The organism is Xenorhabdus siamensis (assembly GCF_037996745.1).
In the GTDB taxonomy this organism is placed as follows: Bacteria; Pseudomonadota; Gammaproteobacteria; order Enterobacterales; family Enterobacteriaceae; genus Xenorhabdus; species Xenorhabdus indica.
The window spans coordinates 171,640-192,992 of sequence record NZ_JBBMXE010000002.1 but is presented as its reverse complement, the minus strand read 5'-3'; the positions used below and the strand labels follow the sequence as shown (position 1 = coordinate 192,992).

The following is a 21,353-nucleotide window of genomic DNA, read 5'->3' as shown; positions in this document are numbered from 1 at the left end:
ATATGGCGATTCAAAATGAAGCCCATAATAAGAAGACGGAATTATCGCTAGGATTTATTTTAGTACTGGCGATGGCACTGCCTATGCTGATTCTTTATGCTAGTGGAGCATTGGCACCTTTTATGTTACAGGAGGGTGAGATTGACCGCGAACTCCTGGGAGGATTTACGCTAGCAGCATTTGGTGTAGCTGCTATTTTATCCTTTCCCGCGGGAAGATGGGTGAAAAAATTAGGTATCCGTTGGGCAAGTATTACGTTGTTTTTGTTCACTGGTGGAGCATTTGCAGCATTGGTTTTGGCAAATCATCCTTGGCTGATGATACTGGCAATAGCAGTCTGCGGTATTGCGCAGGCTTTGGCAAATCCAATGACCAATCAGGCCATTGCGACTCAGGTGACACCTACACATAAATCGTTCATGGTGGGAGTAAAGCAATCTGGAGTTCAACTCTCCGCATTGGTGGCAGGGACGATTTTGCCATGGATGGCAGCACAATGGGGATGGCGGGTAGCGTTAGGTGCTATTGTTCCAGTGTGTCTATTCATGGCGATTTTAGCTGCGATCTGTAACTGGCAGCCAAAAGTGACTGTTCCACAGATGAAATCCCACAGAACAGAACAATTGAACACAATAAGTATGCTTATGTTAATGCAAGGTTGTGTTGGTATTGTGTTGGCAGCCTTTATTACCCAGGTACCGATGTTTGCTTCTCAATTGGGAATGCCTATTAGTCAGGCTGCATTTCTTGTCACATTATTCGGGTTGATGGGCTGGATCTCTCGTTTGGTGCTGACACCTCTGGCAAGTCGCTTTAAGCAAGAATCCGATTTATTGGCTTTATTGTTTGTATTCGCATTTCTCGCTTTACTTGCGACATTTAATGCCTCCCCACAAAATCTCTGGCTGGTTTATGTCGGGGTGATTGGGATTGGTTGTACGCTTGTAGCAACCAATGCTCTGGCGATGTCTATGATTCTGCATCATGATTGTTTTGGTGAGATACCCATTGCATCTGGACGAGTTTCTTTTGCATTTTTTGGTGGGCTGGCATTGGGATCATTGCTTTTCCAGTGGGTGGTGGCTTATGTTGGATCGACATGGGCAGGAATGGTGTTCATGTTAATACTATTAAGCTTCGGCTTTCTTGCAGTGCTCCGTTTGCGCTGGTCTTTGTCACAGATGATGTAAGCAGAAGGCACTCATTATGTACTTCGATTACCAGAGATTGATTCATAAATTGGCAATGTCTGTGGCTAAGATTGAGAAACAGATTGCTCCCCGTTTTCCTTTATATCGACTTATCGATAGTCCGTCATGGATGACGTCATCTCGTGGCTCTTGGGTTGCTGGATTCTGGATGGGGAGTTGTTGGCTAGCAGGTTATTTCTCAAATCATCCTACTTTGATATCCCGTACCCAATTCCGTTGGGATCAAATCCAATCCGAGAAGTATGTTCAGTCTATATTTCGGGCGATGAATGCTTGGTACGGATTTGGTCCCGCGTTGCGTTTAGTGAATGATGCTCGGGCTGGCGAACTTATCCTCCAATTTCAAGAAAAATTGAGTCAGACCTTTGCTCCTTGGCAGGGCTTTCCTGTTGGGACTGAAATGGGAGGAGGAGAATATGGAAACAACTGCCTATCAATAGATCCTTGTGCCGCATTGGTTGAATTAGGAGTACATCATCATTGGCAGGAGATGCCACAAGCACATGCCCAATTAACTGCCCATCAATTAATTCACCCTTCAGGAAAATTTTATACCCACAGTCATTTTTGTCCGTCAGAGAGTTCAGAAAAATGGAAGCCAGTGGGAGAGGCAGGCAGTTGGCCACGTGGGCAAAGTTGGGGAATGTTAGGAATGGCTTGTGCTGCTTTGTATAATCCAGAAACATTTCTCCACGTAGCGGAATTATCTTGCAGTGTATGGTGGCAAGACTATTCCGTTCATTCTTCCGATGTGCCAAAGACGGGGCATTATAAGCATCCTGTTATTGATCCTTCTGCAACACTGATCAGTGCTGTGGCTTTTTTTAAGCTGGATGAAGCCTGTGGCGGGCATTCTGTCTGGTGGGAAAGAGGAAAAGTTTTACTGCATCAGGTACTCACTTATCCCAGTTTTATCGAAGAGGACGAAACAATCAGGTTTGTTGGATGTTGCTATACCACTTCTGAAAATAACCAAGAAATTATAGAAATGCCTTATGGCTACTTTTTCCTATGTCAGGCTTTGCTTGTCGTTTCAGGTACGATCAAAGCTAGTACATTTTGATGAATAATTATGGAGAGCCTATGCATCATTATATCGGAATTTGTGTGGTCACTCAGTCTCAAATTGTAAGTCAAGGTGTGAAAGAAGCAATTAACAAGTTGGAATTGTCAATTGGCACTGAATCTGGTGACTGTGGAGTTTGGGAACCCAATTCGGCAGTTTCGGTTGACTTTATTATGACGTACTTGCTTCAGCAAGCCAGAGAATACTTGCTGGCCTATCAGAAAAAACATCAATTTTCTTTCCATGTTATGACCTATGAAACACTGGATGAAGCTCTGGCCGATATGACATTGCATCCAGACAGAACACTCGATCTAGTGATTGCTGATGATCAGTTTTTACAGCATGGGGATTACGAACAGGTCTGTCATCAGTTTTTCCAGTTGATTGAGTCGAACTCTGGGAAATTTTCTCCCTACTCTTGTTTGTTTTCGTTGTCAGAAATGACGCAGGATAGTGCACAAATACAAATGATGGATTCTGTGACGTTCAATATTAGGCAGTCTGATCCGCTGGTTTGGGAAATACAGGTATTAAAAAATCTGATGGATCATTTGGATAATGTTTATATTAATCCCTTGCTCGTTAGAGCAACGACTTCTAAATTGATGACCTCATCGATGGCACAGTTTATCTATAATTATATGGAGTACCATTTCCAAGAGCGTTGGGACTTTCACTACTATACAGGGTCGATGATCTCTGGGTTTATCGATTCCATGCTTCGTTTATGTGATAATACATCTACCTTGTGTGAAAGTGGGCCGAATGAGCACAGCTTGGCTGTTTCTGCACTTTGTGGCTGGCAATTTTATCAGCATGGTTACGTGATTGCAGCGACTTCAGGTATGATTGATGAGTTTCGTGGCACATTATACAACCTAAAGCGTGCTCACGCGCCAGGTATCATCATTTGTGCAGATAGTCCTGGCAATAGCTGGTATCCATTTCAAGGTACGATGCACCAAGATTATGATGGCAGGAAATCGATTGAAGCCAAAGGAATTCCGTGTGTCTATATTGATGATAGAGCGACCTTACCTGAGCGGTTGAGTGAAATCGGTGCTCTATTACAGTCACAGCCCGGTCCTGTGTTTATTTTGGCAACGCAATCTGCTTTGGAATGCACTCTGAAATCTGAACAGTTGCCCTATCCGAATCAGTGGAATCTTTTGTCTCCACGGATTGAGGATAGTGAAACGTCTGTCATAGATGCCGTGATGTTTCTGATCAATCATGACAAGCGTCGTATACTGTGGCAATGTTGCCATTTGGCAGATCAAGAACGTGAACTGATTTATCAGATTGCTGAAAAAGCAGGAATAGTGTTAGCAGATGCGATGATTTCGCCGGGGGGGATCAGTGATTACCATCAGCAAAAGCTTGTTAATAACTATATCGGAACGTTGTCGAACTACGGCTTCAGCCGCAGAATATTTCGTTATTTACATGAGGGACAGGAGCTTGCTGCACCTGAAAGCCAGAGTATTTTTTTCCTCAAAAGTAAAGTCGATGAAGCATCCTCGCCACTTTCTCCCAGTAAACTTAAAAATAAGTGTCATATTGTTCAGGTGAACTGTCGTTCAGAACACATGTCACCTTACACTGATTTGGCTGTACATAGTGATTTACTCCCGTTCTTAAAAACAGTACTCGCCCGGCTTAATGTGGATGAAGAGGTGCTTGCTTATCGTCGTCACGAACTGGCACGAGTCCAGAATTGCCCTGACACAACGCCGATAGATTGGCTGCCACAGATGCCGATGTCACCCAATTACTTTTACGCCCACTTAGGGAAACAGTTGCATAATCTGATTAGTAAGCAGGGATTTGTCTATACAGGTGTTTATGATGTAGGGAGATGTGGAGTCAGTGCGATTCGGAATTTACCGAAAACAGGAAAAGGATTTTCCGGTTGGTATGGTCGGGCACTGATGGGAGATGCGTTGATGTCATTACCCTATTTGGCTCGCACATCATCTCAGAATATTCTGGCATTTATTGGTGATGGTGCCAGAGATTTAACTCCAAACATCGAACATCATATTGAGCGAGCATTGATGCAAAATCCACATCGACAGAAGATTAATATTTCTGTGTTTTATTTGTGTAATGGTATGCTGTCAATGATTCGATCATATATCGATAAGCGAAGTGCAACCAATGAGATAAAACAGTCCTCTCTTGTTGCATCATCGCGTTATCTAGCTCTGGTCACGACTTCTAATATCCAGATTTCCTCTGAGCCACATGGAACAATACAGGTCATTCGTGAGCGCTGGGCAACTTTTGATGCAGCCTATTGCGAAACTGTGTTAACAACTCCTCAAGCTATTTATTTTATCGACGTCATGCTCTCACATAACTCCGATGGGGATGGGCTAAGCCTGCTCTCTGAAGCTGCATGGCAATGTGTCAATATAGTATAAGGAATGTAACGTGAAATTTGGTTTTATTGCACATCCTACATCAATACCACTTAAGCGACATTCAAAGTTGATGGATATGTTTATCCGAACTTGCCGTGATCAAGCTCAAGGATTTCAACCGAATATTTGGCAGCATGAAAACTTAGTTCCTTTTACACGATTTGAAAAAGTGATTAGTGCAACGGGAGCTACCTGTAGTGGGATCATTCATTACATGCCATTAACTGCCGAAGAAATGCTAACACAGCCTAAAGTGATTACTGAGCGTGTAGTTGCAGGAATTAGTCAACTTTGCGAAGAAGGTGCTGAGTTGGTGGGGCTAGGCGGATTCACGGGTATTGTCGGCCAACGTGGTTTACAAACAGCCGAACAGGCTGTAGTTCCGGTGACGACAGGGAATTCTCTGACAGCTTATGTGGCTTACCGGAATGTGCTCGATACACTGGCAAATTTAAATATAAGTGAAGATGAGGCAGAAATAGCCATTGCTGGCTATCCAGGTTCCATTGCCCTCGTGCTTGCCCGCTTATTACTGCCTTTAGGGGTTCGCTTACATCTGGTGCATCGTCACCGTGAAGCGGTTACCGAAAAATTGTTGTCTTATCTGCCCGAAACCTACCACGCTCAGATACGGCTGACAAATGATATTAGCACATGTTATCCAATCGTTTCGTTCTATGTCGCGGCAACCTCCACTGGTGGGGTTATTGATCCTACCAGATTAAAACCTGGTTCAGTGGTGATTGATGTGGCACTTCCCCGGGATGTTTTGCCTCAAGATGAACCAAGGCGAGATATACTCCTGCTTGATGGGGGATTGATTTCTGCCAATGATCAGATCTCTTTTGGCGGAGCTCAGCCTGAGTTTGAGCCAAAAATGTTTATGAATGGATGTCTGGCTGAAACTCTGATTCTTGCTCTTGAAGAACGGGCAGAACTCTATTCTATTGGCAGAGAGTTAGATTGTAATAAAGTTCTCAATATTGGAGAGATTGCCTTGAAACATGGTTTTAGTCCGACCCGGCTTGCCAGTCTGGGGAGGCATGTAAAAGAGCAGGATTGGGTGGCGATCCGACGTTATCATCATCCTCAACCTCCAGCAGAACTGGTTTCTCATCCTGGTATCTCGAATTTCCGGGAGACGGTAGAACGTTTCCGCCAGTACATCAACCCTGAAATGATCGATTTCTATGAATATAATCATCTGGAAAGAGTATTTGTTAAAGGAGAAGGACTCAAACTGACTGATACGCAGGGAATTGAATACTATGACTTTATTTCTGGTTATGGATGTGTAAATGTTGGTCATAACCATCCGGCCATTGTGGCAGCAGTAACAAATTATTTAGCCCATCAACAACCTACTTTTATTCAGTATGTCTCGATTCCATATCAGGCGTCACTATTGGCAGAAAAACTGGCTAATATAGCACCGGGTGCTTTATCACGAGTATTTCTCAGTAATTCAGGGACAGAAGCCGTTGAAGCTGCAATAAAATTGGCATTAGCCGCATCGGATAAAAATACATTGCTATATTGCGAAAATGGGTATCACGGAAAAACCATGGGGGCTCTCTCCGTCACAGGAAGGGAGAAGCACCGTAAGCATTTCGAACCTTTATTGAGTCAGTGTCATGCTATTCCATTTGGGGATGTCGTCGCATTGGAACAGCAATTGAAATTGGGCAATATCGCTGCGTTTATTTTGGAACCTATCCAAGGTGAAGGCGGTGTCATTCTTTCTCCTCCAGGCTACTTGCAAGCTGTGCGCCGTCTTTGTGATCAGTATGACTGTTTGCTGATTTTGGATGAAATCCAGACGGGACTGGGGCGTACTGGAAAAATGTTCTACTGTGAGTGGGAACAGGTGTGTCCTGATATTCTGACTCTATCGAAATCGCTGTCTGGCGGTGTCATTCCTATTGGTGCCACAATTTCGACCCCTAAAGTGTGGGATGCGGCTTATGGCAGTATAGATCGATTTATATTGCATACATCAACATTTGGCGGAGGAAATTTGGCTGCAGCTGTTGCTTTGAGTGCACTTAAGTTGATTGAAGAAGAAAAACTAGCCGAAAATGCTATAGATGTGGGGTCCTATTTGAAAAAATTATTACAGGACGTTGCTGGCGACTATCCGTTTGTGAAATCGGTTCGGGGAAAAGGCCTCATGTTAGCCATTGAGTTCGAGCAACCCTTTGCTGGAAGTGTTGCTGCCACAGTTAATGAGTTGGCTCACCGTTTCAGTTGGGATGCTGTTGGAACCTACTATCTGTTGTCAGATAAGGCTAAATACCATATTGATGAGGCTCTGCATGAGATAGAGCAAGGCATGGAAGACATGTTCGTTTTGCGCATTGTCACTAAATTGGCACAAGAACACCAGATTTTGACATTTATGACCGCAAATAGTAACCGAGTGATGCGGATTCAGCCACCACTAACCCTTACTCACGATGATGCTAAATATTTTGCTGAGGCATTTCGTCAGGTTTGCGAAGATATGTCGACATTTCATTATTAGATCATCTGAATTGACCTGGATGTCAGAAGGAATGAGTAATGACTCAGTTAACACTAGACCAACATGTGCTGGTCGAAAAAGCACGTCGCTTTACTTGGGAACACCTCGTGCCATTGGAGAACACGGTGACTCAACAGGGAGGAATTGAGCCGGAGCAAGCCAGGATTCTGATGAGATTGGGGCAGGAATCAAAGTTGTTTGCGACCAATATTGATTTTCAGTATGGCGGTGTTGGACTGAGTACATTTGAAAATGTACTCATTCAGGAACAATTGGGGGTGACAAAAGATGTTCTAATCAGGCGGGCAACGGGAAATATCTATGAATGTCTGATGCTGGGTACAGCGGCTCAACAGGAACGATACTTATTTCCAGCACTGAAAGGAAAGCGTTGGTGCTCGCTAGCTGTTTCTGAGCTTGAGGCTGGATCTGATGCAGCTTCCATTAAGACCTGTGCAACTAAGAGCGATCAGGGGTGGGTGCTTAATGGACGGAAAGCGTATATCAGTGATGCCGAGTACTCAGACTATTTTATTGTGGCAGCGAAAACAGCCGCTGAACTGGGGGCGAAAGGGATTTCTCTGTTTTTAGTAGACAAAAATGTGCCTGGCTTCTCTCTCGGTAAGAGTTTTAATATGATGGGATTTATTGGCACTAGCCATAATGAACTGATATTTAATCAAATTCATGTGGAAGAAGACGCCTTACTGGGTGAGATGAATCAAGGATTTAAAATATTATGTCAAACTCTGGGAAGGGCACGGCTTGCGAAAGTTGCTGCACGTGGTTTGGGTAAATGTGTGCGTTTACTTGATCTGATGACAGAACATGCCAAGCAACGTCACCAATTTGGAAAACCTATTGTTGAAACTGGGAATATTCGATACATACTTGCAGATTGTGCTATTGAGATTCGGGCGGCGCGAGCATTGTTGTGGGAAACAGCTAGACGAATGGATAAGGGAGAATCGTGTCGTGAAGAAATTTCGATGCTGAAAGTGTTTGTTACCGAGCTGCTGGGGAGAGTTGCCGATCATGCCGTTCAGATTTTTGGCGCTTCAGGTTGCCATGACGGGCATTTAATAGAAAGTTTTTATCGCGATGCACGGTTATTCAGAATTATCGATGGAACATCTGAAATCCATCGTAATATTATCGCTAACTCTTTAATCAAACAGGGCGCACCTATTATTGTTGATGTGTAGTGTTCTCGGAGGGCTCTATTCCAATCTGTTTCAGAGCCCTCATGATGATTAGTTTATTGTAAAATCAGCCTGTTTTTTCGCTGATAAATCACAATACCTAGTGCTACAAGGAAGAATATCATTGAGAACCAGACAGGTAGGGTCGGTGTATATTGATAAAATACAACTCCCATAACAGGTCCGGCAGCCCATCCTAGTCCCTTACCGATCAAATTAATTGAGGCTGCATAAGCCTGATGTTTTTCACCGACAGTCTGACTCAGCAACGTAAGGTTGGCAGGAATAATCAAACTCATGGCGCCTCCCAGACAAACCATCGCAATCAGCATACAAATATAGGTGCTGCTTATCGCAAGATATATCAGACTCAACAAACCGAAGAAAAATCCAATGATCATGAGTCGGCCTGCGTACTTGGTAGTGAAATTAGTGAATATAATTTGTCCTGCTGCCATACTGATCATAGATGAAGTCAACAGTTCCCCACTTCCTTTTAAAGCCTCTTGAGTAGAAAACCCAAGTTGATCTTGTAATCTGAGACCAGTGGTCTGCTGGAGCATGCCATAAACGAGTAAGACGCAGAATGTTATTAAAGCAAAGGGTAAAATCGAGTTGTGTGGCTGGGGGCATGAAGAACAAGGGAGCATGGGATTCTGTGGTGCATGGGATAGTGGACGTGTTTTCAAAAAACGATGCCCCAAGCTAATGATGAGCATAATTACCCCCAAAATAAACAGCGCTGATGGAAATTGTGTTATGCCGGAACTCATTGCAAGATAGCCACCAATAATGCTACCAAAGCCAAATGTTGCCCCAATCACCCCCATTCCTGAAAGACGATCGTGGTGTGAAGTTTGGTTTACAACATACGCTTGTGCGCTGGGCATAAGTCCTGCAACACCAATAGATTGAGTCAGTTTTAACAGTAAGAACAAGGAAAAAAGCAGCGGGATAGTAAGTTCAAAGGATGTGTGAAATTTGATCATCCCAGCAGTTAATATCAGAAATAATGCAGTGCTCACAATTCCGATAACTACAGGTGCTTTTTGCCCATGTTTATCTGTATAGCGGCCCCAGAAGGGAGCAAAAATCATCATACTGAAAGCCGAGACAGAAAGTAATGTTCCTGTCAACAATTCATTGATTCCCATAGTGCGCCCTATAATTGGGAAACCAATCATAAATAGACTGTGTGCTATAGCGTTCCCAAGAAGCATTATCATCAGAGGAAATAATGAAAGATAATGAGTCGGTAATTTAATCAACATGATACATTTCCTTATTAAGATAATTAGTTCGATAGGTAACAGGGGTGCAACCTTCATGTTGACGAAATGTTTGTATGAAATGGCTAGTGCTGCTGAAACCACATAAATGTGCTATAAAAGTGATACTATATTGTCTATCTTGAAGATACGTTTTTGCAAGCTGTAACCTATATCCTCTTAGCCAGTCAAAAACAGTTTTTCCATAGTTTTTTTTGAAGTTCTGATTGAGTCGAGTGTGACTCATTCCCACTTGTTTTGCCAAATCACATAAGGTCGGAGGATCAGTCAGTTTAGTAATCAGAATCTCTCGTGCTTTTTCTACCGCATTACCTTGATAGCAACATGAGCCTAAATGATTTTTGAGGTGATGGAAATAGATTGTCCTAGTGGAAGTAACCAGTGTGAAATGAGTTCTAATGTCCTTCCCTCTGCTTTCATCCGATCAAAGGGGGTTCTGAGAGGGTTCTCGATCAGAGGGGCAATCCACTCATCATTATCCTGTTGTACTGCCACATGGGAGACATACAAATTAAAAATTGATAGAAGTTGCTCATCATTAGCTGAAAAGGTGCGTTTTAAACGTTCTGTAGGAAATTTGAGAACGGCCATTTCATGCCGGAGATTCGAAGTGCTAAAGCGGTATAATGCCTGATGGTGATGAAGATTAAATAACCAGATATCTCCTGCACTAATCGTATGATTTAGTTGTGTTTCTGAGAAACCTAGATGGCTTTTTCCTTTCAGTCCAAATATTATAAGTGTGGTGTCATAAGGATAGCTGCTCTTAGAAAACAGAGGTTCTTTTCCATAGTAATAGCTTTTTGTAAAATAAATTTCTTTACCAATATTAAAGCAACGAAAGTTACTTTGTCCCTGTTGTTTTGGGAGGTAAATATTGTACCAACCCATATTCTGGCATTCTGAATCAGAATGCAATTTTTGTGTCACAAGATTGGACTTACAATCAATAGGTTGTTTTTCAATGATTTTTTTAATTGATTTTTTTGAAATCACATTCATCGTTTAGTTCACCATAAATGATAATAATTATTATTAATATTTTATTCTTATCTAATATTGGACATTCAATTGTCTAGTTTTTTTTAAATGTTATGTGATTCTTGTCAGTATATTTATAATCTTATGAATAAAAATAGTTATAAGTTGTCTAACTTATTTGTTGATTGGAGGTAATATAACTTAGGGCAAGAGCGTGAATATTTTCTAATCAGAAATAAATTCATTGATTCGATCGAATAGCTGTGATCTTATACTCTCTCTTGAAAGCCTTACCGAACATTTTTCAAATATCGAATATCCGTGCCAGACAGCTAAAGTTGATGGCCCTCTGTTTGCCGCACTTCGTGCGGTGATTGCTGGCGCTGAGGGCTGGAGTGATATTCAGGAATATACTGAAGGTCATCATGACTGGTTCCTTAAACAAGGCATGTTTAAAGAAGGCATTCCTGTTGATGACACCTTTGCCCGGATTATTTCTCGGATCAAACTAGAACGTTTCCTCTCTATTTTATCAACTGGATGCGTTCGGTTCACCAACTGACTAAACTTTAAAAAACGGTTGAAAGCGTTCGAGGAGGAGGAAGTCGGCACTGAAGGCATCATCCTGACAGAATGCAACTCATCGCGCTGGAAAAAAAACAGGATGATGAAGCGTGCGGTGAAATTGAAACCGAACATCCCGGTTATCTGGGGCCCCTGGTTTATGTGGGGAATTTCAAAGGCGTCGGCGGATTTATCAGCAAACGTATATTGATACTTACAGTAAGGTGGCTCACTGTAAGCTTTACACGACCAAAACCCCGATTACCTCGCAGATTTACTTAACGATAAGGTATTGCTGTTATATGAAGAACATTATTTGTCTGTTACGTATATTAATTGACCGGAGAACGGAATGCTGTGGTAAGTGGATAAACATGACTATAAGCTCTACCTCGCGAGAAGTGATATAGACCACACCAAAAGGAAAGTGATGTCGCCCAAAACCAATGGTATTTGTAAACGTTTTCATAAAATGATCCTTTAAGCGTTTAATCAGATAGCCTTCCGCAAGAAGCTCTAAAGGAGCCTTGAAGGACTGCAACAAGATCTGGATGACTGGTAGTGCATTACAACTATTTTTCAGAGACTGGTAGTCATCAATAAATTGTTGCTGTTTATCCGCATCAAATTTATGAGGCACTTCGTTTGGTTTTTTGTAGCTGAAACCTTGGCGGTGAAGCCATTTCGTCATTCCACCCACGCTGAAAGACGCCTGCCAACGTGCCCGGACATAGGCCACAATTTGAGGGTAGTATGCATCAAATTTGCCGTCAAATAATCAATCTTCATGAATACGCAAGGCCTGTGCAATCATCTGAGCTGTCCAGCCTTCGGAGGCCAAAAGCACGGCCTTAATGCGATCACAGACTCGACTGTCACGAGTTGTCTCATGCATCAATTCGAGGGCACGTTTTTGTTTTGGTGTCAGATGAATTTTCGTGGTTGTAAGCATGATCTGGTTTGGATAAGAAATCAAGCATCTTCAATGGTGGTTGGTATATCAGGGCAAAATCTATTGTGGTCGAATGCCAATGGAAACTTTACTGGATGAAAAACGGGTTTGGGCTGAAAAGAATTTAACCCAAATCTGATGAGATGGAACGTCCCATATGGCGTCAATTGTACCAAAATGAAATAAGCATATTCATTTTATGGGAGCGCCCATCATGCATCATGAAATTCTTGGTATTGATCTAGCTAAATCTGTTTTTCAGCCCTGTTTACTTACCGGTAACCATGTTGTGTTTAATAAAAAAATTACCCGAAGTCGGTTACTGGATGCTGTCAGACAATGGAACCCAGTACTTTGATTGCCATGATGACCTGTAGTACCGCCCACTATTGGGGATGAACGATTGAACTTCTTGGTTTTGAGGTTTGCCCTATTCCTCCTCAGCACGTGAGAGCCTTCGTTAAAAACCATAAAAATGATGCCAATGATGCTTTGGCAATCAGTGAAGCTGCGAATCGGCCTGGTATGCATTTTGTTCCGGTAAGAACCTGTCTCAACAAGACCCTTGCGTTCTCCATAATATCCGACAGTCTCCCTCGGTGATCACACTAGTACATGTCGGATAATTTTAAGTAACCCCATCATAATTCAAAATCAGTGTTGCAAAAATGAGATGACCATAGATTCTTTCTCTACTCTATCCTTACCGCAATCATATAAATAAAAAAATCCCCCCAAAACTCACTTATTGTTCCTAAATTGAAACAATCAGGCAAAACGACAGCTTAATCTTGCAGCATAAAAAAACTGCGTTAGGATGTTTTAAAAGGCATTTCTATGAGGAGAAAAGCATGATAATCACTTCAACTGAATTTAAGAATAATGACTTCTTGCGCAAAGAGCATGAATTTAACGAATTTGGTGCCAATGGTGGTAATCGTTCACCTGAGCTAGCCTGGACAAATGTTCCAGCCGGAACAAAAAGTTTTGCTATTACGGTCTATGATCCGGATGCGCCAACGGGCAGCGGTTTCTGGCATTGGGTTGTTTTTGATATTCCGCGGGAAGTACAAACTTTGCCCGCAGATTCGGGACGGAGTGATGGCAATAAGCAGCCAGCCGGCGTGATCCAAAGCAAAAATGATTATGGCGCGTTCGGTTTTGGCGGGCCTTGTCCTCCTGAGGGAGATAAAGCTCATCGCTATATTTTCACGGTGCATGCCTTGTCGGTAGAGAAACTGGGTATTGATTCAGAAACAACAAACGCGGTTGCGCGTTTTATGATCCAGGCCAACACTCTGGCAACAGCCACTATTACCGGTTACTACCAGCGTTAACGGATTAATCGTTCTTCAGTTTTAAGTTAAAGGGTATCAATATATGAGCGGTAAAAAAATTCAATGGAACCAAGGGATACAGCAGGAAGCGGTAGAGATCCTTTCTAAGGATGGTGGAATGATTGTTTGTCCAACTAAAGTGGGCTACATCATTATGACTTCCGATGCGAAAGGGCTGGAACGTAAGTTTGAAGCCAAGCAGCGTAATCGCAATAAACCGGGAGTAGTACTGTGTGGATCTCTGGAACAACTTAAAGAGCTGGCTCAGCTTAACCCGGAAATTGAAGAACTTTATCAAAAACATTGGGATGCAGATGTATTATTGGGTTGTATTTTGCCATGGAAAGAAGAAGCTGTAGGACGCATTCCCGATGATGGTTCTAAAGAATTGATGATGGATAAGCGTGGTACAAGTTGCTTCGTGATTAAATTCGGTAAACCTGGCGAAATTCTGGCGAAAGCATTGTGGGAAGAATACGGTAAATTCTCTTTTGCCAGTTCAGCTAATCCATCAGGTAAAGGTAATCGGGGATTGGTTGAATGTATCGGTGAACGTATTGAAGAGCGTGCAGATTTGATTATTGCCGCTAATGATTATGTTAAATCTATCCAGCCAAATGAAACTGAACAAACCCGTTATGAGCAGGGTGTGATGATTTCAATGGTGGATGAAAACGGCAAATTAGTTCCGGTACAAAATGGTCAGCGTGATATTACACCGTGTCCGGTATTGATCCGTAAGGGTTTGGATGTCAACAAAATTATGGTAATGATGTCTGATATTTTCACGACTTGGGATTACCGTCACGGTAACTATTATTGATAGATAACGGTTACGCTTGGGCTGACAAGGTGATATTCGTTGCGGGTACAGCATTGTGGATACTGTACTCGTAAAAATTTTCTTGGCTATTTCTGTCTGTTATTTGCCAGATCTTGTCTCAGCTTATGCTGTAAGGTATTGGCAAAAAACTGCACACGTGAAGAGAGTGTTTCTTCTGATTTAAACAATATCCAGGATTGATAGATATCCATGTTCCATTCGGGAAGAAGTCGTATTAGTTTTCCGGCTGCTACGGATTCATGGGTGATGTAATCCGGCAGATAGGCAATACCGGCACCAGCCAGCGCAGAACTCATCAATGCTACACTGTTATTGATGCGAAATCGGCTGCGTACTTCAATATCAAATTTATGCCTTTCTTTTCTAAACGGCAGAGAAATAGTATGTGCGGGGCCACGGAAGAGCAGGTAATCATAGCGGGGGAGATCTTCCGGTTTCTTGATGGTTGAAAACTGACCGATATAGTTAGGAGCGGCGTAAAGCCCCCAAGTGATATCAATCAGAGGCATAACAAGTGCATGATTTGGTGTTTCACGCCCTATCACAACGGCTATATCGCAGTGATCATCTTGCATATTAATAATTCTGTCTGTCAGTTCCAGATCAACACTGACATGGATATTCCCGGCGATAAAATTGTTCAGGACAGGGACAATACATTGGCTGCCAAAGGATACCGGAGCAATCAGACGCAGGCTACCCATTGGCTCTTCATGAAAATTGCGGATAAAACGTTCGGCGTTTTTGGCTTCATCAAGAATACGGTGGCAGTACTGGTAATAATTCATCCCAACTTCTGTCACCTGGATTTTGCGTGTGGTTCGGTTGAGTAATTGAGTGCCCAATCTTACTTCTAGCTGCGCAATTTCACGGCTGACAGAAGACTTGGACAGTCTTAATGATTTTGCCGTTTCGGTAAAACTCAGTGTCTCCACTACACGGGCAAAGATCACCATTGAGGTAAGATTCTCAATATTATTCATAAAGTAACCTGATGATTTACTCCGAAAAAGCATAACATATCACAGGTTATGCGAAGAAATGCCAATATTCCTGGTGGAAATTTTTCTTGTGACGAACGACTGTTTCATTATAGAAACAGTGTGCTATATGATGGCATTTCTCCAGAATAAAGAGTAGTAATCTTATCAGGATTACAATTTTTTCTTTTTCAGTATGTCTAAATCTTTTGGAGGGCAATGTGAGATGAACCAAACTATAACTCAAAAAATTCTCGCACGAGCAAGTGGGCGCGAACATGTCACTCCGGGTGAAGTGGTTTGGGCGAAAGTGGATATTTTAATGTCTCACGATCCCTGTACTCCGGGTGTCGCCAGTGTATTTAAAAAAGAGTTCGGGCAGGATGCCAAGATATGGGATCCTGCCCGTTTTATTATGATCCCCGATCATTTTGTCTATTCCGCTGATCCACAGGCCAATCAGAACATTCGGGTGATGCGTGAATTTGCCGCTGAGCAGAAGGTTAAATATTTCTATGATGTTGGGACTCCCAATTATAAGGGGGTTTGTCATATCGGGCTGGCTGAGGGAGGGCATACCCGTCCCGGAGAAGTCCTGTTGGGCACAGATTCCCACACGGTGACTGCGGGGGCTTTTGGTACATTTGCGATTGGGTTAGGTATTACTGATGCCGCTTATGCGATAGGGACGGGAGAAATTCCGCTCAAAGTTCCGAGCTCTATTCGTGTGAACTTTATCGGTACTAAACCAGCTCATGTTCTGGCTAAGGATATGATCTTGGCGGTATTGGCGGAATTAACTGTGGATGGAGCAACATATCAGGCTATCGAGTTTGGTGGAAATGTCATTGATGAATTATCTGTCGAAGAACGAATGACGATTTGCAATATGGTCGTCGAATGTGGCGCTAAAAATGGCATTATGGTGCCGAATCAGGCGACGCTCGATTATCTGGCAGAGAGAAATGATATTCCTTTTGACATCGTTTACCCCGATGAGGACGCACAATATACCAGGGTATTAAATATTGATGTTTCTGATATGCAGCCGAAGATTGCTAAGCCCCATTCCCCAGACAATGTTGTTTCCATTGAACAGGTTGCTAATGTTGCGATTTCACAGGCGTATATCGGCTCCTGTACAGGCGGCAAACTGGAAGATTTTGTTGCCGCTGCCCGTATTATAAAAGGGCATAAAGTCAAAATTCCAACTTATGCTGTGCCAGCAACAAAAGAAGTGTTCCATAAAACTATCACCACCCAGATTGATGGTATGTCTGTCTATCAAATCTTAAGCGATGCAGGAGTGAAACTTTCTGCTGAATCTGGATGTGCCGCCTGCTGCGGTGGCCCACCGGATACCTTTGGTCGTGTTAATGATCCGATATCAGTGATATCCACCACCAATCGTAATTTTGTCGGAAGAATGGGGCACAAGCGTGCCAATATTTATCTTGCTTCCCCTTACTCTGTTGCTGCGGCAGCGATTACTGGCCAGATCACCAATCCGGGAGCATTTTTATGAGTGATGTTGTCATGAATGATGCTGTTTTGAATGAACAAAAGGAAAATATTATTTGCGGTCAGGTCTATGTATTGGCTGACAATATTGATACTGACCAGATTCTGGCCGGAGAATATATCAAAGTAAATCCATCTACGCCCGAAGGTTATGCGCAGTTGGCTTCATTGGCGATGTGTGGATTACCGGAAGGATCGTTGCCTTTTATTGATGAAGAAAAAGGAAAAGCAAAATATCCGATTATTGTGGCGGGGCAGAATTTTGGTTGTGGCTCTTCCCGTGAACATGCAGTGGCTGCTTTAGGTGCTTCTGGCGTAAAGGCGATTTTAGCGCAATCTTATGCCCGTATTTTCTTCCGTAATTGCGTTTCTACCGGAGAATTATTACCTGTTGCGGCACAAGAGCGTCTGTGTGACAAATTAGTTACGGGAGACAGTGTTGAGATTGATATTGAAAACCAGACGGTGACTTTGCTGAAAAGTGGTGAACAATATCCGACTGACCCTGTGGGAGAACTGGCCAATATTGTTGCTGCTGGTGGACTGTTCTCTTATGCGCGGTCAACCGGAAGAATTAAGTAATACTGGAACCAAATCATATTGACGTAACATGCCAGTAGATTATGAACTGGCATGTATTTTGCCATCCTATCTTGTAGATTGCCGCCTTGTAAGCTACGTCGTCAACTCTTCCGAGTTTTTCATCCCTTATTTTTATCCCACAAGGTAGGTCAATATCTGTTGTTGTGGCATCAGAACGAAATTGCCAAGGAACTGGCAACCAGCTTGATACTTATCAGATAGTGTTTGTCGTAATTTAATGGTTATAGTGCGATGGATACAATCAATTTCCATAATCTCTGCTGCATGGAAATCGAAAAATCGCTTTACATGGGGATAGAGCGCTTTAAAAAGGCTCTCTTTAATGGAAAAAACGAGCGTAAAAGCCTGAATAAAAGAAAGTGAGCATTTTGAAAGTAATTCAGCCTCAGCTTCATTAATAATACTGGCTGAAACACTGTCGATCGTATCCTGTTTGATTTCCTTTTCAATATCAATGCCTATTAGTTGATATTTATCGCTGGAAGCAGCAAAAACGATAGCGCAATGGGTTGAGTGAGAGATGGAACCGTAAATTTTTTCAGGCCAGACAGGGGAACGATCTTTTGCTGTTTCCACCTGAAACTCAGGATGTCCCATGGACTTCAATATCTGTCGGGTGCAGTAACGAGCGGCCAGGTATTCTGCCCGCCGTTTGGTAACAGCATTATGTAACCGTGTGGGATAAGTAATACCATATTTATCAAATAAATTATCCTGATAGAAGTTGGGAGCGAAATAAGTCAGCATAACTTGAATCTCAGGGTGATCAGATAATTGGCCTCTTTGTATGTCCGTGAAAAAAGGTTCATTGATGGTGGCCATTTGTACAGGGATAAAAGTAATTTCTTTCATTATGTTTTGTGGGAATTGTTTGTTGGAAATATTGGTAAATTGTCTTCGGCTGATTTTGCCATACTTGGTTTTTAGTTCACTAATTTGTTAACTCTTTTTATACTGTATCTTTTTATCGTATATATCGATAATAAACTGAAAAGTGATATTATCCTATTGATTGTATGGATGTTTTACTTATTCCAATTGAAAAAGAGGTAAATGTGGAAATATTAGTGACAGGTGGAATGGGGTACATTGGCAGCCATACCTGTGTCCAGATGATTGAAGCGGGAATGACGCCGATTATTGTCGATAATCTGTGTAATTCTAATCGTGAAGTTTTGAATCGTATTGAAGCACTGACGGGTATCAAGCCGCTGTTTTACGAAGGCGATATTCGTGATGAAACATTCCTGGATTCTGTTTTCTCCCGTCACTCAATTGAGTCAGTTATCCACTTTGCTGGTTTGAAGGCAGTTGGGGAATCAGTCGCAAAACCGCTTGAATATTATGATAATAATGTTAATGGAACTCTGGTATTAGTGCGTAGCATGCACAAAGCAGGTGTGAAAAGCATCATTTTCAGTTCATCGGCAACTGTGTATGGCGATCCTGCGATTGTGCCTATCACAGAGCAATCTGCGGTGGGTAATACCACAAGTCCTTATGGTACAAGTAAATATATGGTGGAACGTTGCCTGTCTGATTTCCATCATGCGGAAAATGACTGGTCAGTGGTATTACTACGCTATTTTAACCCGGTCGGCGCACACCCTTCTGGTACGATGGGAGAAGATCCGCAAGGCATTCCTAACAATTTAATGCCGTATATCGCCCAAGTGGCGGTAGGGCGTCGGGAAAGGTTGTCTGTTTATGGTAATGACTATCCTACACAGGATGGAACAGGCGTCCGTGATTATATCCATGTCATTGATTTAGCTGATGGACATATAGCGGCATTGAATGCAGTTGGCAGGAAATCAGGTTTGCATATCTACAACTTGGGAACTGGCAAAGGAACGAGTGTATTGGAAATGGTGGAAGCATTCGGTCAGGCATGTGGTAAGTCTGTTCCTTATGAAATTTGCCCACGTCGTCCGGGAGATATTGCTGAATGTTGGTCAAGCCCGGAGAAAGCTGAACGTGAACTGGGCTGGAAAGCAAGCCGTACCATTGTGGAAATGACTAATGATGCGTGGCGTTGGCAGTCACAGAATCCCAATGGTTATAAAGCCGGATAACACATCTAATTAGCATCAAGTACAAGGGCATAACCACGCTGTAAGCGTGGTTTTCAACACCAATTTTAATCGCAATAGGACATAACACGTTATATTCCTCCTATAGTTTTAATAAGTTGGTTAGTGCGGGATGTCTTCTGCATTTTGTTCATTTATGAGTAACTTTGGTTTCTCGTGCCAACTGGCAGGCTTTACGTTCATTTGGTTCACGATCTTTGATGATTTTGGCTGTTTCATCCACCGTGGGAAGAGAAAAACCCATGTCATCATAAGCCACAAAACCCATCAAATGATAACTACTGAGCGGGACATCCACAGGAATGCGAAATTCCTTTTTTTCCTCAGGGACCAGGGAATCAAATGAGTACACGATCAGGGATTGTGGTTCACATTGAATATTAAGAGGCAAAATCGCCAGATAACCACCTGCTACAGGTTGATCGCCTTTATTTTGCAGTGTTCCTCCCACAAAGAATTTTTCATTAGCTCCCAATCCCATGTGGAATAACAGATGAGCTTCCCCTTGCGCCCGTAAGATCGGGCTGAACAGACAACTTGCCAGTAATATCAGCATTGTTCCGTATGTATAGCCACGCCATCTCATTTTTTTCTCCTGCTTATTAAATTTTTATATCGATCAGTTGCCTGTTGTTATTTCATTAGATGTTTATTTTAATGATATGCAAGACGATTTCATTTTAGGCTTTTCTGCATCTGGAGTTTTAGATTCTAAGATCAGGTGCCTGAATTGATTTGGATCCAATATTGCAATGTAACTGGCTAAATAATGATTACATCCCAAACTGTCAGCTATGTTCAGGCCATCTGGTGGTTTGAGTAAGGTCACTTTTGACAGGGATTCATATTCCAGTATGAGTGGAATATGCAGGGGAAGATGGGGAACCAGATCTTTTTCGTAGTTGAAGACTGCATAATTGGAGAAATGGTGGTCAATATAGGTAACAAATTCATGATTCCCCGGTTTTGGGCTGGCGAATAAACAGGCTTTATGTTTATCACCAAGTAACGGAATATCTCTCATAAGATAAGCAGCAATGGTGGCGCCAAGGCTATGACCAAGTATGGTATATGGCGTGTTGATTCCGATGAATTGTGCGATTGCGTTGCAGAATCTGAGATATTGGAGATCACCTTTATACTCAGGATCAACAATATTAAGTTTCAATGAGTTATAAATGCTATAGAAACCCATACTGACTTTTTGTTCAGGAGTATCTGCCCATGGTGAGGTGAAAACAGGAACAAGATCATGTAGAGCTTCAAATAGGTTTGAAATATCTGTCCCGCGAATAACAATAACATACTCTTTTGGCGTTTTTTTATTCTCTGCGATATATCCATAGCAGACGCTAACAGGCAGCATAATTAAAAATTGCTTATTAGTTTTTGGATCGACAGAGAAAGACAGATCATTACCACTAATATAACCGACAAGTTTCCAGCCATCTTCTTCTATACGCGGATCAGGCGGAGGAGTGGGATTATTGTAATATTGTAGGTTCATATCTGCTGCGTACAATATTAACGATGCCAATTGGGCTTCTCTGGATAATGTTATGTTATACATAATCTATTTCCTCTTTATCATTGTTGGCTGTGTGTATCATGCATATCTCTGACACACTGCAATTCGAATATCTTGCAGCATAAAAAATATAAAAGGGATAATTTAAGCGTATATCATTCTGCCAGAATTTCTGGGAATTTGATCGCGTTATGTTTTTAACCAGTAATTAATCAGTAATCATTGTCGA

General features: G+C 42.3%; 18 protein-coding genes and 3 pseudogenes. 13 read left to right on the top strand and 8 right to left on the bottom strand.

All coding sequences use genetic code 11. The annotated features are described in order from the left end of the window. Nucleotides 1-2: 2 nt before the first annotated feature. The 5 genes from AAC852_RS01815 to AAC852_RS01795 all read left to right on the top strand — a co-directional run bounded on the left by AAC852_RS01815 (nucleotide 3) and on the right by AAC852_RS01795 (nucleotide 8,435). Entirely contained in the window at nucleotides 3-1,190 is a 1,188-nt protein-coding gene (locus AAC852_RS01815) for an MFS transporter (RefSeq protein WP_340619541.1), read from the top strand. 61 nt (nucleotides 1,191-1,251) lie between these two features. Beyond that, nucleotides 1,252-2,274 carry a hypothetical protein gene (locus AAC852_RS01810; protein WP_340619540.1) on the top strand — a complete coding sequence of 341 codons (1,023 nt, stop codon included), beginning with the start codon at nucleotides 1,252-1,254 and terminating at the stop codon, nucleotides 2,272-2,274. A gap of 20 nt (nucleotides 2,275-2,294) precedes the next feature. Then, on the top strand, nucleotides 2,295-4,706 hold the full coding sequence (locus AAC852_RS01805; protein WP_340619539.1) for a hypothetical protein: 2,412 nt from the start codon (nucleotides 2,295-2,297) through the stop codon (nucleotides 4,704-4,706). A gap of 10 nt (nucleotides 4,707-4,716) precedes the next feature. Next, a complete protein-coding gene (gene pigE / locus AAC852_RS01800; protein WP_047681239.1) occupies nucleotides 4,717-7,230 on the top strand; it encodes a prodigiosin MAP biosynthesis aminotransferase PigE in 2,514 nt (837 codons plus the stop codon). A 38-nt stretch (nucleotides 7,231-7,268) separates the two neighbouring features. Continuing rightward, nucleotides 7,269-8,435: an acyl-CoA dehydrogenase family protein gene (locus tag AAC852_RS01795; RefSeq protein ID WP_047681236.1), complete on the top strand. Its 1,167-nt coding sequence runs from the start codon at nucleotides 7,269-7,271 to the stop codon at nucleotides 8,433-8,435. A gap of 53 nt (nucleotides 8,436-8,488) precedes the next feature. Here AAC852_RS01795 and AAC852_RS01790 read toward each other — a convergent pair whose 3' ends face one another. From AAC852_RS01790 to AAC852_RS01785, 3 genes are all read right to left on the bottom strand, one after another. Next, entirely contained in the window at nucleotides 8,489-9,703 is a 1,215-nt protein-coding gene (locus tag AAC852_RS01790; protein WP_047681234.1) for an MFS transporter, read from the bottom strand. Further along, nucleotides 9,693-9,953, bottom strand: a complete 261-nt coding sequence (locus AAC852_RS19900; protein WP_422824249.1) for a helix-turn-helix transcriptional regulator — start codon at nucleotides 9,951-9,953, stop codon at nucleotides 9,693-9,695. Before AAC852_RS19900 ends, AAC852_RS01790 begins: the two co-directional genes overlap by 11 nt. A 98-nt stretch (nucleotides 9,954-10,051) precedes the next feature. Continuing rightward, complete coding sequence (locus AAC852_RS01785; protein ID WP_340619538.1) at nucleotides 10,052-10,723, bottom strand: hypothetical protein; 672 nt, start codon at nucleotides 10,721-10,723, stop codon at nucleotides 10,052-10,054. Between the two features lie 250 nt (nucleotides 10,724-10,973). On the opposite strand from AAC852_RS01785, the pseudogene AAC852_RS19895 reads away from it, so the two are divergent. Both AAC852_RS19895 and AAC852_RS01775 read left to right on the top strand, forming a co-directional pair. Then, a pseudogene (locus AAC852_RS19895) lies at nucleotides 10,974-11,269 on the top strand (ISAs1 family transposase); the annotation flags it as partial. Beyond that, nucleotides 11,268-11,783, top strand: a pseudogene (locus tag AAC852_RS01775) (transposase family protein); the annotation flags it as partial. The pseudogenes AAC852_RS19895 and AAC852_RS01775, both read left to right, overlap by 2 nt. 33 nt (nucleotides 11,784-11,816) lie before the next feature. Here AAC852_RS01775 and AAC852_RS01770 read toward each other — a convergent pair. Then, a pseudogene (locus AAC852_RS01770) lies at nucleotides 11,817-12,218 on the bottom strand (transposase); the annotation flags it as partial. A gap of 214 nt (nucleotides 12,219-12,432) precedes the next feature. Between AAC852_RS01770 and AAC852_RS01765 the strand changes: the two are divergent. The 3 genes from AAC852_RS01765 (at nucleotide 12,433) to AAC852_RS01755 (ending at nucleotide 14,378) form a co-directional block, all read left to right on the top strand. Continuing rightward, nucleotides 12,433-12,576, top strand: coding sequence for a hypothetical protein (locus AAC852_RS01765; protein ID WP_156115345.1), 144 nt, complete (start codon nucleotides 12,433-12,435; stop codon nucleotides 12,574-12,576). Between the two features lie 493 nt (nucleotides 12,577-13,069). After that, nucleotides 13,070-13,555, top strand: a complete 486-nt coding sequence (locus AAC852_RS01760) for a YbhB/YbcL family Raf kinase inhibitor-like protein (protein ID WP_340619537.1) — start codon at nucleotides 13,070-13,072, stop codon at nucleotides 13,553-13,555. Nucleotides 13,556-13,598: 43 nt separating this feature from the next. Beyond that, nucleotides 13,599-14,378: an L-threonylcarbamoyladenylate synthase gene (locus tag AAC852_RS01755; protein ID WP_340619536.1), complete on the top strand. Its 780-nt coding sequence runs from the start codon at nucleotides 13,599-13,601 to the stop codon at nucleotides 14,376-14,378. Between the two features lie 86 nt (nucleotides 14,379-14,464). Here the strand turns inward: AAC852_RS01755 and AAC852_RS01750 are convergent, their stop codons facing one another. Further along, a complete protein-coding gene (locus tag AAC852_RS01750) occupies nucleotides 14,465-15,382 on the bottom strand; it encodes a LysR family transcriptional regulator (RefSeq protein WP_340619535.1) in 918 nt (305 codons plus the stop codon). 223 nt (nucleotides 15,383-15,605) lie between these two features. Between AAC852_RS01750 and AAC852_RS01745 the strand changes: the two genes are divergently transcribed. Together AAC852_RS01745 and AAC852_RS01740 are read left to right on the top strand one after the other, a co-directional pair. Next, the gene (locus AAC852_RS01745; protein WP_340619534.1) at nucleotides 15,606-16,904 is read left to right on the top strand and encodes a 3-isopropylmalate dehydratase large subunit; all 1,299 of its coding nucleotides are present in this window, start codon (nucleotides 15,606-15,608) and stop codon (nucleotides 16,902-16,904) included. Further along, nucleotides 16,901-17,482, top strand: a complete 582-nt coding sequence (locus tag AAC852_RS01740) for a LeuD/DmdB family oxidoreductase small subunit (protein ID WP_340619533.1) — start codon at nucleotides 16,901-16,903, stop codon at nucleotides 17,480-17,482. Before AAC852_RS01745 ends, AAC852_RS01740 begins: the two co-directional genes overlap by 4 nt. A gap of 132 nt (nucleotides 17,483-17,614) precedes the next feature. Here the strand turns inward: AAC852_RS01740 and AAC852_RS01735 are convergent, their stop codons facing one another. Then, on the bottom strand, nucleotides 17,615-18,355 hold the full coding sequence (locus AAC852_RS01735) for a 4'-phosphopantetheinyl transferase family protein (RefSeq protein ID WP_340619532.1): 741 nt from the start codon (nucleotides 18,353-18,355) through the stop codon (nucleotides 17,615-17,617). Between the two features lie 203 nt (nucleotides 18,356-18,558). Here AAC852_RS01735 and galE point away from each other — a divergent pair, with 203 nt between their 5' ends. After that, nucleotides 18,559-19,578: a UDP-glucose 4-epimerase GalE gene (galE, locus tag AAC852_RS01730; protein ID WP_340619531.1), complete on the top strand. Its 1,020-nt coding sequence runs from the start codon at nucleotides 18,559-18,561 to the stop codon at nucleotides 19,576-19,578. 148 nt (nucleotides 19,579-19,726) lie between these two features. Here the strand turns inward: galE and AAC852_RS01725 are convergent, their stop codons facing one another. Together AAC852_RS01725 and AAC852_RS01720 are read right to left on the bottom strand one after the other, a co-directional pair. Then, the gene (locus AAC852_RS01725; RefSeq protein ID WP_340619530.1) at nucleotides 19,727-20,182 is read right to left on the bottom strand and encodes a membrane-associated Zn-dependent protease 1; all 456 of its coding nucleotides are present in this window, start codon (nucleotides 20,180-20,182) and stop codon (nucleotides 19,727-19,729) included. Between the two features lie 63 nt (nucleotides 20,183-20,245). Further along, nucleotides 20,246-21,166: a lipase family protein gene (locus AAC852_RS01720; protein ID WP_340619529.1), complete on the bottom strand. Its 921-nt coding sequence runs from the start codon at nucleotides 21,164-21,166 to the stop codon at nucleotides 20,246-20,248. Between the last annotated feature and the right edge of the window lie 187 nt (nucleotides 21,167-21,353).

What these genes read in the sequence shown, in the direction of transcription:
- AAC852_RS01815 (WP_340619541.1), top strand. Translation starts at nt 3, where the DNA reads ATGGCGATTCAAAATGAAGCCCATAATAAGAAGACGGAATTATCGCTA.
- AAC852_RS01805 (WP_340619539.1), top strand. Translation starts at nt 2,295, where the DNA reads ATGCATCATTATATCGGAATTTGTGTGGTCACTCAGTCTCAAATTGTA.
- AAC852_RS01795 (WP_047681236.1), top strand. Translation starts at nt 7,269, where the DNA reads ATGACTCAGTTAACACTAGACCAACATGTGCTGGTCGAAAAAGCACGT.
- AAC852_RS01790 (WP_047681234.1), bottom strand. Translation starts at nt 9,703, where the DNA reads ATGTTGATTAAATTACCGACTCATTATCTTTCATTATTTCCTCTGATG.
- AAC852_RS01785 (WP_340619538.1), bottom strand. Translation starts at nt 10,723, where the DNA reads ATGAATGTGATTTCAAAAAAATCAATTAAAAAAATCATTGAAAAACAA.
- AAC852_RS01765 (WP_156115345.1), top strand. Translation starts at nt 12,433, where the DNA reads ATGCATCATGAAATTCTTGGTATTGATCTAGCTAAATCTGTTTTTCAG.
- AAC852_RS01760 (WP_340619537.1), top strand. Translation starts at nt 13,070, where the DNA reads ATGATAATCACTTCAACTGAATTTAAGAATAATGACTTCTTGCGCAAA.
- AAC852_RS01755 (WP_340619536.1), top strand. Translation starts at nt 13,599, where the DNA reads ATGAGCGGTAAAAAAATTCAATGGAACCAAGGGATACAGCAGGAAGCG.
- AAC852_RS01750 (WP_340619535.1), bottom strand. Translation starts at nt 15,382, where the DNA reads ATGAATAATATTGAGAATCTTACCTCAATGGTGATCTTTGCCCGTGTA.
- AAC852_RS01745 (WP_340619534.1), top strand. Translation starts at nt 15,606, where the DNA reads ATGAACCAAACTATAACTCAAAAAATTCTCGCACGAGCAAGTGGGCGC.
- AAC852_RS01740 (WP_340619533.1), top strand. Translation starts at nt 16,901, where the DNA reads ATGAGTGATGTTGTCATGAATGATGCTGTTTTGAATGAACAAAAGGAA.
- AAC852_RS01735 (WP_340619532.1), bottom strand. Translation starts at nt 18,355, where the DNA reads ATGAAAGAAATTACTTTTATCCCTGTACAAATGGCCACCATCAATGAA.
- AAC852_RS01725 (WP_340619530.1), bottom strand. Translation starts at nt 20,182, where the DNA reads ATGAGATGGCGTGGCTATACATACGGAACAATGCTGATATTACTGGCA.
- AAC852_RS01720 (WP_340619529.1), bottom strand. Translation starts at nt 21,166, where the DNA reads ATGTATAACATAACATTATCCAGAGAAGCCCAATTGGCATCGTTAATA.